We start from the raw sequence: 7,473 nt of genomic DNA on the forward strand, positions 1-7,473 counted from the left end.
CTTTATTGGCCACACACGGGCAGGTCGCTGCGTGAGGCTCAACAACAAAAACAGACGCACAAAGGCGCTCCGATGCTGACCTTCACCATACGACGTCTGATCCTTGCGATCCCGACGCTCCTTTTCATATCCCTTGTGATATTCCTTCTGCTCGAGCTTGCGCCGGGCGATCCGATGGCACAGGTTCCCCTGACCGTTCCTCCCGAAGTCAAAGAAAAGATGCGCCTGGCCCTTGGCCTTGGCGAGCCCGGCTATATCCGGTTCTACAAATGGCTGGTGCAATTCTTCTGGGTTGAGCCACAGGTGCTGTTTGACCACATGTTTGGCACCACCTTCTCCGAAGGCAAGCTGCGCATCATCAGCTGGCAGACCCGCTCTCCGGTGATGGATGTCGTGGTGGAACGCCTGCCACAGACGCTTTGGGTTGTGGGCATGTCCTACATCGTGGGCATTCTGATTGCCCTGCCGATCGGCATCTACTCTGCCTATAAGCAATATTCGATCTTCGATCAGGCCGGTACCTTCATCACCATGATCGGCTACTCCATCCCGCCATTTTTCACCGGCCCGCTGATCATCGTGATCTTCTCGGTGAACCTTGGCTGGTTCCCTTTCATCTATGACACCACACATGAAGTTGTGGATTGGGAAAGCTTCGTGAAGCAGCTGCGCCAGATGATCATGCCAGTGATGGTGCTTGCCCTTCAAACCACCGCCCAGATCAGCCGCTATATGCGCGCCTCAATGCTGGACAACCTCAATCAGGATTATGTGCGCACCGCACGTGCCAAGGGCCTGAGCGAGCGCGTTGTGGTGATGGTGCATGTGCTGCGCAACTCGATGATCCCTGTGGTGACCGTGATCGCGCTGGGTCTGCCAGCCATCTTTGGCGGCGCCATCATCACCGAACAGGTCTTCTCTGTGAACGGCATCGGGGCGCAGCTGATTGGCGCCATTCAGGCCAACGACCTGCCCACCGTGCAGACGCTGACCTTCATGTTCGCCTTCCTGATCGTTTTCTTCAACCTGATCGCAGATGTGCTCTACGGCATTCTTGATCCGAGGATCCGCTATGACTGATACCACCAACACCGAACCGACCACCCCAGAGCGGTCTCAATGGGTGGATGTCTGGCACCAGTTCAAGGCGCACAAAGGCGCGCTCTTGGGCGGCATCATCTTCATTGTGATCGTGTTTGGCGTCTTCATTGGGCCATGGCTGTGGCCTTATGATGCGACTTACATCGACATCCGCTCCCGCAATCAGGGGCCCAGCCTCGCGCATCCCTTTGGCACAGACCAACTGGGGCGCGATACGCTGGCACGGATGATGGCCGGGGGGCAGACCTCCATTGCCGTTGGCCTCACCGCCATGCTTCTGGCACTGGGGCTGGGCAGCTTTGTAGGCATCATGGCGGGCTACTTTAAGAAGCTCGACGGCCCGCTGATGCGCCTGACCGATCTGTTTCTGGCGCTGCCGATCCTGCCGCTTCTGCTGGTGATGATGATGCTCTTCCGTGAGCCGCTCTCCTCCGCAGTTGGGCCGGAGCGCGGGATCTTCATCCTGATCGTTGTGGCGATTGGCATCACCTCTTGGATGCCCACCGCACGGATTGTGCGCGGCGATGTGATGTCGCTGAAAGAGCGTGAGTTTGTTCTGGCGGCGCGTTCCATCGGAACGTCCAACAAGAACATGATCACCCGCCACATCCTGCCCAATGTGCTGTCACCCATCATGGTCTCGGCAACGCTTGGCATCGCCAATGCGATCATCACCGAAAGCGCGCTCTCCTTCCTCGGCCTCGGCTTCCCGCCGGACTTCCCGACATGGGGTCGCCTGCTCAATGACGCGGTACAATATCTGCAAGACTACCCAGAGCGCGTGTTCTGGCCCGGTCTGGCAATCTCGCTGACCGTGCTGTCGGTGAACTACCTCGGCGACGGCCTGCGCGACGCGCTCGACCCCCGTATCCGGGGCCGGTAACACGACAAGCACCACCATCAAAAAGGCCGGGCAATCGCCCGGCCTTTTTCTCTCACCCCTGAGCGAGGCGAAACTTGAAGATCATTTCCGGACTTAGCGCCGTGTCATAGCTCCCCCCGGACCAATCGCCCCACAGCCCAACACACTCAAATCCAGCCGCTTGCGCAAACAGCACAATGTCATCGTGTGAGGCAAAACGCAGAGTTGATTGCGAAACTGCCTCCCCTCCGCCCGGAGCGAAAATATAGCGCTCCTCAAAGGTCACAAAGGGCGGCTCCTGCGCAATAACGTCATGTATTACCTGAACAGTTTGCCCCTCTCCCAATTCGACAGAGGGTGCAGAAAACGCTGGCTTCCAGCGCTTCCACGCTCTGGTGCGGGGATTTCGGCTTTCAAACATCAAGACGCCATTGAGCTTCAACCGCGCATTTAGCGACATGAAAAATGCCTGTACATCCTGATCCGTGAGAAGGCATTGAAACGCATGTCCCGTCATGACGGCGGCATCAAAACGCGCCTCATCCGGCAGGGCCGATACCGTGCCAACCCGCCAACTTACGGCCTCCGCCTGTGGTTGCCTTTGCGCATGGGCAATCATCGCTGCCGCCGGATCACACCCTGTGACCTGATAGCCGATCTGAGCCAATTCAAGAGCAAATCGCCCAGTGCCACAGCCGACATCCAGCACCTGCGCGGGCGGTGCCGGCAAATGACTTTGGTAGAAGTCAAAATCTTCTCGGCCTGCATTGATTGAGTCATATGCGGCGACCAGACGGGGATCTGCGTAAAGCGCATCTTTCACCACGTCAGTCATAGGTGGCAACTTCGATCAGATTCTGATCCGGATCACGCAGGTAGACCGAGGTGATCGGCCCCATCGCCCCGGTGCGCGGCACAGGGCCCTCTTCGATCGAAATTCCCAATTGGCTCAGATGCGCCACCACCTCATTGAGCGGCGTGCGCGTGATCAGACAGAGGTCCGCCGACCCAGGGGTGGGCTGCACCGCTTTGGGCTCAAACTCGTGCCCAAGCTCATGCAGGTTGATTTTCTGCTGTCCAAAGGAAAGCGCCACGCGCCCTGCCCCAAAGCGCACTTCCTCAAAGCCCAGCACATCGCGGTAAAACGCCACCGTGGCGTCTATACTCGCCACTGTCAGCACAAGATGGTCCAACCGCTCAATCTGAATCATGGGCCAGCATCCTCCTTCACACACACTATGCGCAGACTATCACCTCACCATCTTTTTAGAATAGACGCCTGATTTTCGGCTGACCTGCCCCAGCGGCACGTTACTGTAGCCCCATGATGTTTGACCTCCCCTCCCACGACACGCTTTATGCGGCACTACTTGCACGTGATCCCGCCTATGATGGGCGCGCCTATGTCTGTGTCGGCACCACCGGCATCTTCTGCCGCCTCACCTGCCCGGCCCGCAAACCCAAATCAGAAAACTGTACTTTCGTGGCCACCATCGGGGACTGTATCGAAGGCGGCTATCGCGCCTGCAAACGCTGTCATCCCCTCGCTCCGGCAGCCGAGGCGGACCCCGCCATCGCCGCGCTTTTGCAGGCGCTGGATGAACGGCCAGACATCCGCTGGTCAGAGCGACATATCACCCAGATGGGCTTTGATTTGTCCACCGTGCGCCGGTCATTCAAACGTCAGTTCGGCATGACCTTCCTGGAAATGGCCCGCCAGCGCCGCCTGCGCGAGGGCTTTGAGGTGCTGCGCCAGGGCGAGCGTGTGATTGACGCCCAGCACAGCGCCAGCTTTGAAAGCGCCTCCGCCTTTCGCACCGCCTTTGCCCGTCTGCTTGGCTGTGCGCCCAATGCGCTCAAACAAGGCGGTCTGCTGCGCGCGGATTGGTTCAACACCCCGCTGGGCGATATGATTGCCGTGTCCAGCGCCTCCCATCTGCATCTGCTGGAGTTTGTGGAACGCAAGGCCCTGCCCCGCGAGTTGTCCCGCCTGCGCGACTTTGCCAAGGGCGATCTGGGCTTTGGCCGCTACGGCCCGACGGATCAGGTGGAACAGGAGCTCACCGCATTTTTTGCCGGGACCCGCGCCCGCTTTGACACGCCGATGGCCTTTCACGGCAGCGCCTTCACCAAAGAGGTCTGGCATGCGCTTTGCGCTATTCCCGCAGGCGAAACCCGCACCTATGCCCAATTGGCGCAGAGCATTGCCCGCCCCACCGCCACCCGTGCCGCCGCGCGCGCAAATGGGGCCAACCAGCTGGCGATTCTGGTGCCCTGCCACCGCATCTTAGGCGCAGATGGGGCGCTCACCGGCTATGGTGGCGGGCTCTGGCGCAAACAGAAATTGATCGAAATCGAACAACAGTATCAACCGATGAGGATGGACGGATGACACAGGAAACCCGCGCAGAGGCTTTTGCCGCCTTACACCAACCGGGCACGCCGCTTGTGCTTTACAATTGCTGGGACGCAGGCAGCGCTGCCGCGATTGCCAAAGCCGGTGCGCCCGCACTGGCCACCGGCAGCTGGTCCGTGGCGGTGGCGCAGGGCTATAACGATGGCGAAGACCTGCCCATGACCGCGCTGTTTGACACCGCCAAACGCATCACTGCCACCACCGAGCTGCCGGTGAGCGTGGATTTTGAAGGCGGCTATGCCACCGACCCGGCGGCGCTTTCTGAAAACATCAAGGGCCTGCTGGCCACCGGGGCCGTGGGGCTCAATTTTGAGGACCGTGTGGTGGCCGATGGCAAAGGGCTGCATCCGCTCCAAACCCAAGTGGCCCGCATTCAGGCGATCCGCGCCACAGCCGAGGCGCAGGATTTGCCGCTGTATATCAACGCGCGCACCGATGTGTTTTTGCAGGCCGCGCCGGAAACCCATGCCGCGCATTTTGACGAAGCCGCGCGGCGCGTGGCGGCCTATGTCGAGGCCGGGGCCAGCGGTGTGTTTGTGCCCGGACTGACTGATCCGGAGCTGATCAAACGGATGGTGGCCCATGTGCAGGCACCGGTGAATGTGCTCTGTCTGGATGTCACCGCAGACATCACCCCGCTCGCGGCGCTGGGCGTGGCACGCATCAGCTTTGGCCCCGCCCCTTACCGCGCCGCGATGAAGGCGCTCAGCGCAGAGGCCGCGCGGCATTACGAAAGCCCAAGCTGAAAGACAAGCGCGCCGGAGGCAGAAAACCTCTGGCACCGCGCTTGAACAACGACCGGCGGCTCCACACCGCCTGAACTCATGCGCATAGACAAGTCCCCGACCCTGGGTGGGGGTGAAGCCCCTCCCGTGGGGAGGGTCGGGGGCTGGTCGGCTTCGCCGCCTGGCAAATAATGACAACTGCGCCAATCGGGCGATCAGGGCGATACCCACAAAAAGAAAAACCCCGCCATTGCTGGCGGGGTTTCCCAAATCATAAAGCAAAAGATCGAGTGATCTTACTCGTCGCCCTTGAGCGCTGCGCCCAGGATATCGCCGAGGGATGCGCCGGAGTCGGAAGACCCGTACTGTTCCACTGCTTCTTTTTCTTCTGCGATTTCGCGTGCCTTGATCGACAGGCCCAGACGACGGGTCTTGCTGTCGATGTTGGTGACGCGCACGTCGATCTTGTCGCTGACGGAGAAACGCTCTGGGCGCTGCTCTGCACGGTCACGGGACAGGTCGGAGCGGCGGATGAAGGATTTCATGCCTTCATATTCCACTTCGATGCCACCGTCTTCGATCGCGGTCACTTCAACAGTCACGATAGAGCCGCGCTTCACGCCGCCAACCGCATCTGCGAATTTGTCACCACCCAGCGCTTTGATGGACAGGGAGATACGCTCTTTTTCCACATCCACTTCGGAGACAACGGCCGAAACCATGTCGCCTTTGCGGTAGTTCTGGATCGCATCTTCGCCACGCTCGTCCCAGGACAGGTCGGAGAGGTGAACCATGCCGTCGATCTCGCCTGGCAGGCCGATGAACAGACCGAATTCGGTGATGTTCTTGACTTCGCCTTCGACCTCGGTGCCCTCTGGATGCGTTTCTGCAAACACTTCCCATGGGTTGCGCATGGTCTGCTTGAGACCAAGGGAAACACGACGCTTGGCGCCGTCGATTTCCAGCACCATGACGTCCACTTCCTGAGAGGTGGAAACGATCTTGCCGGGGTGCACGTTCTTCTTGGTCCAGGACATTTCAGAAACGTGAACCAGACCTTCAACACCTGGCTCCAGCTCAACAAAGGCACCGTAATCGGTGATGTTGGTCACGCGGCCTTTGTGCACGGACTCCAGTGGGTACTTCGCAGCCACCAGATCCCATGGATCGTCCTGCAGCTGTTTCATGCCCAGGCTGATGCGGTGGGTGTCTTTGTTGATCTTGATGACCTGAACCTTAACGGTTTCACCGATCGTCAGGATCTCAGATGGGTGGTTCACACGGCGCCATGCCATGTCGGTGACGTGCAGCAGGCCGTCAACGCCGCCGAGGTCAACAAACGCACCGTATTCGGTGATGTTCTTGACCACACCGTCCACTGCCTGACCTTCGGACAGGTTGCCGATAACTTCGGCGCGCTGCTCGGCGCGGGACTCTTCGAGGATCGCACGACGGGACACAACGATGTTGCCACGACGACGGTCCATTTTCAGGATCTGGAACGGCTGCTTCAGACCCATCAGAGGGCCAGCGTCACGCACTGGGCGCACATCAACCTGGGAACCTGGCAGGAAGGCCACGGCGCCGCCGAGGTCAACCGTGAAGCCGCCTTTAACGCGGCCGAAGATCGCGCCTTCAACGCGTGCATCGTCTGCGTAGGCTTTTTCGAGGCGATCCCATGCTTCTTCGCGGCGCGCCATCTCGCGGGAGATAACAGCTTCGCCACGGGCGTTTTCAGCCGCGCGCAGGTAAACTTCCACTTCGTCGCCAACAGCGATTTCAGGAGCTTCACCAGGGTTTGCGAATTCTTTAAGCTCAACGCGGCCTTCCATTTTGTAGCCGACGTCGATGATGGCTTGGCCCGCTTCAATTGCGATGACTTTGCCTTTGACAACCGAACCCTCGTTCGGTGTGTCCATTTCGAAGCTTTCTTGGAGGAGGGCTTCGAATTCCTCCATGGTTGTGTTAGCCATGTGGCGTTTCAATCCTTTACAAACGTTTTAACTGGCCGTGCGGTTGTCTCCGCCGGTCTTGGTTGGTGTCCGCCTTCTGGCAGAACGATTTGGTCAGGGCGCGCCAACAACCGGAAAACACACAAAAAACAAAGAGGGCCGGCGATTCCGACCCTGCTCGTCCCGTTGTTTTATGGCATTTGCGCCTTATAGACAGCGGCTCTATAGCGATTTTCCCTCAGCTCGGCAAGTCGTTAGATGAACGCAATTTACACAGCGTCACTCGGCCCTCAGATTAAGAAAACGGCACTTTTAGTGGAATTCATCTGACCCAGCCCCTTGATCCGGGCCGTTTGGATGTAGAATCCGTTCCTGTTTCTTTCTTGTGATTAGGTTGCGGTCAAGGCCTGCTGAGCG

The 7,473-nt window shown here is 59.1% G+C and carries 7 protein-coding genes; 4 read left to right on the top strand and 3 right to left on the bottom strand.

What is annotated here, in order from left to right; all coding sequences use genetic code 11:
* Positions 1 to 72 precede the first annotated feature (72 nt).
* Both SHM7688_RS00905 and SHM7688_RS00910 read left to right on the top strand, forming a co-directional pair.
* Positions 73 to 1,080 carry an ABC transporter permease gene (locus SHM7688_RS00905; RefSeq protein ID WP_058238129.1) on the top strand — a complete coding sequence of 336 codons (1,008 nt, stop codon included), beginning with the start codon at positions 73 to 75 and terminating at the stop codon, positions 1,078 to 1,080.
* On the top strand, positions 1,073 to 1,984 hold the full coding sequence (locus tag SHM7688_RS00910; protein WP_058238130.1) for an ABC transporter permease: 912 nt from the start codon (positions 1,073 to 1,075) through the stop codon (positions 1,982 to 1,984). The genes SHM7688_RS00905 and SHM7688_RS00910 overlap by 8 nt, the downstream gene beginning before the upstream one ends.
* Positions 1,985 to 2,036: 52 nt before the next feature.
* Here the strand turns inward: SHM7688_RS00910 and SHM7688_RS00915 are convergent, their stop codons facing one another.
* Together SHM7688_RS00915 and SHM7688_RS00920 are read right to left on the bottom strand one after the other, a co-directional pair.
* Entirely contained in the window at positions 2,037 to 2,798 is a 762-nt protein-coding gene (locus SHM7688_RS00915; RefSeq protein ID WP_058238131.1) for a class I SAM-dependent methyltransferase, read from the bottom strand.
* Positions 2,791 to 3,174, bottom strand: a complete 384-nt coding sequence (locus tag SHM7688_RS00920; protein WP_083498804.1) for a VOC family protein — start codon at positions 3,172 to 3,174, stop codon at positions 2,791 to 2,793. The genes SHM7688_RS00915 and SHM7688_RS00920 overlap by 8 nt, the downstream gene beginning before the upstream one ends.
* A gap of 113 nt (positions 3,175 to 3,287) precedes the next feature.
* Between SHM7688_RS00920 and SHM7688_RS00925 the strand changes: the two genes are divergently transcribed.
* Both SHM7688_RS00925 and SHM7688_RS00930 read left to right on the top strand, forming a co-directional pair.
* Entirely contained in the window at positions 3,288 to 4,355 is a 1,068-nt protein-coding gene (locus SHM7688_RS00925; RefSeq protein WP_058238132.1) for a bifunctional transcriptional activator/DNA repair enzyme AdaA, read from the top strand.
* A complete protein-coding gene (locus SHM7688_RS00930; RefSeq protein WP_058238133.1) occupies positions 4,352 to 5,125 on the top strand; it encodes an isocitrate lyase/PEP mutase family protein in 774 nt (257 codons plus the stop codon). The genes SHM7688_RS00925 and SHM7688_RS00930 overlap by 4 nt, the downstream gene beginning before the upstream one ends.
* A gap of 275 nt (positions 5,126 to 5,400) precedes the next feature.
* On the opposite strand, the gene rpsA is transcribed toward SHM7688_RS00930, so the two are convergent.
* Positions 5,401 to 7,077, bottom strand: coding sequence for a 30S ribosomal protein S1 (gene rpsA / locus SHM7688_RS00935; protein WP_058238134.1), 1,677 nt, complete (start codon positions 7,075 to 7,077; stop codon positions 5,401 to 5,403).
* Positions 7,078 to 7,473: the final 396 nt, after the last annotated feature.

The organism is Shimia marina, assembly GCF_001458175.1.
Taxonomy (GTDB): domain Bacteria; phylum Pseudomonadota; class Alphaproteobacteria; order Rhodobacterales; family Rhodobacteraceae; genus Shimia; species Shimia marina.

Excerpts from the sequence above, each read along its gene's own strand:
- SHM7688_RS00925 (WP_058238132.1), top strand. The coding sequence starts at position 3,288 with ATGATGTTTGACCTCCCCTCCCACGACACGCTTTATGCGGCACTACTT.
- SHM7688_RS00910 (WP_058238130.1), top strand. The coding sequence starts at position 1,073 with ATGACTGATACCACCAACACCGAACCGACCACCCCAGAGCGGTCTCAA.
- SHM7688_RS00905 (WP_058238129.1), top strand. The coding sequence starts at position 73 with ATGCTGACCTTCACCATACGACGTCTGATCCTTGCGATCCCGACGCTC.
- SHM7688_RS00920 (WP_083498804.1), bottom strand. The coding sequence starts at position 3,174 with ATGATTCAGATTGAGCGGTTGGACCATCTTGTGCTGACAGTGGCGAGT.
- rpsA (WP_058238134.1), bottom strand. The coding sequence starts at position 7,077 with ATGGCTAACACAACCATGGAGGAATTCGAAGCCCTCCTCCAAGAAAGC.
- SHM7688_RS00930 (WP_058238133.1), top strand. The coding sequence starts at position 4,352 with ATGACACAGGAAACCCGCGCAGAGGCTTTTGCCGCCTTACACCAACCG.
- SHM7688_RS00915 (WP_058238131.1), bottom strand. The coding sequence starts at position 2,798 with ATGACTGACGTGGTGAAAGATGCGCTTTACGCAGATCCCCGTCTGGTC.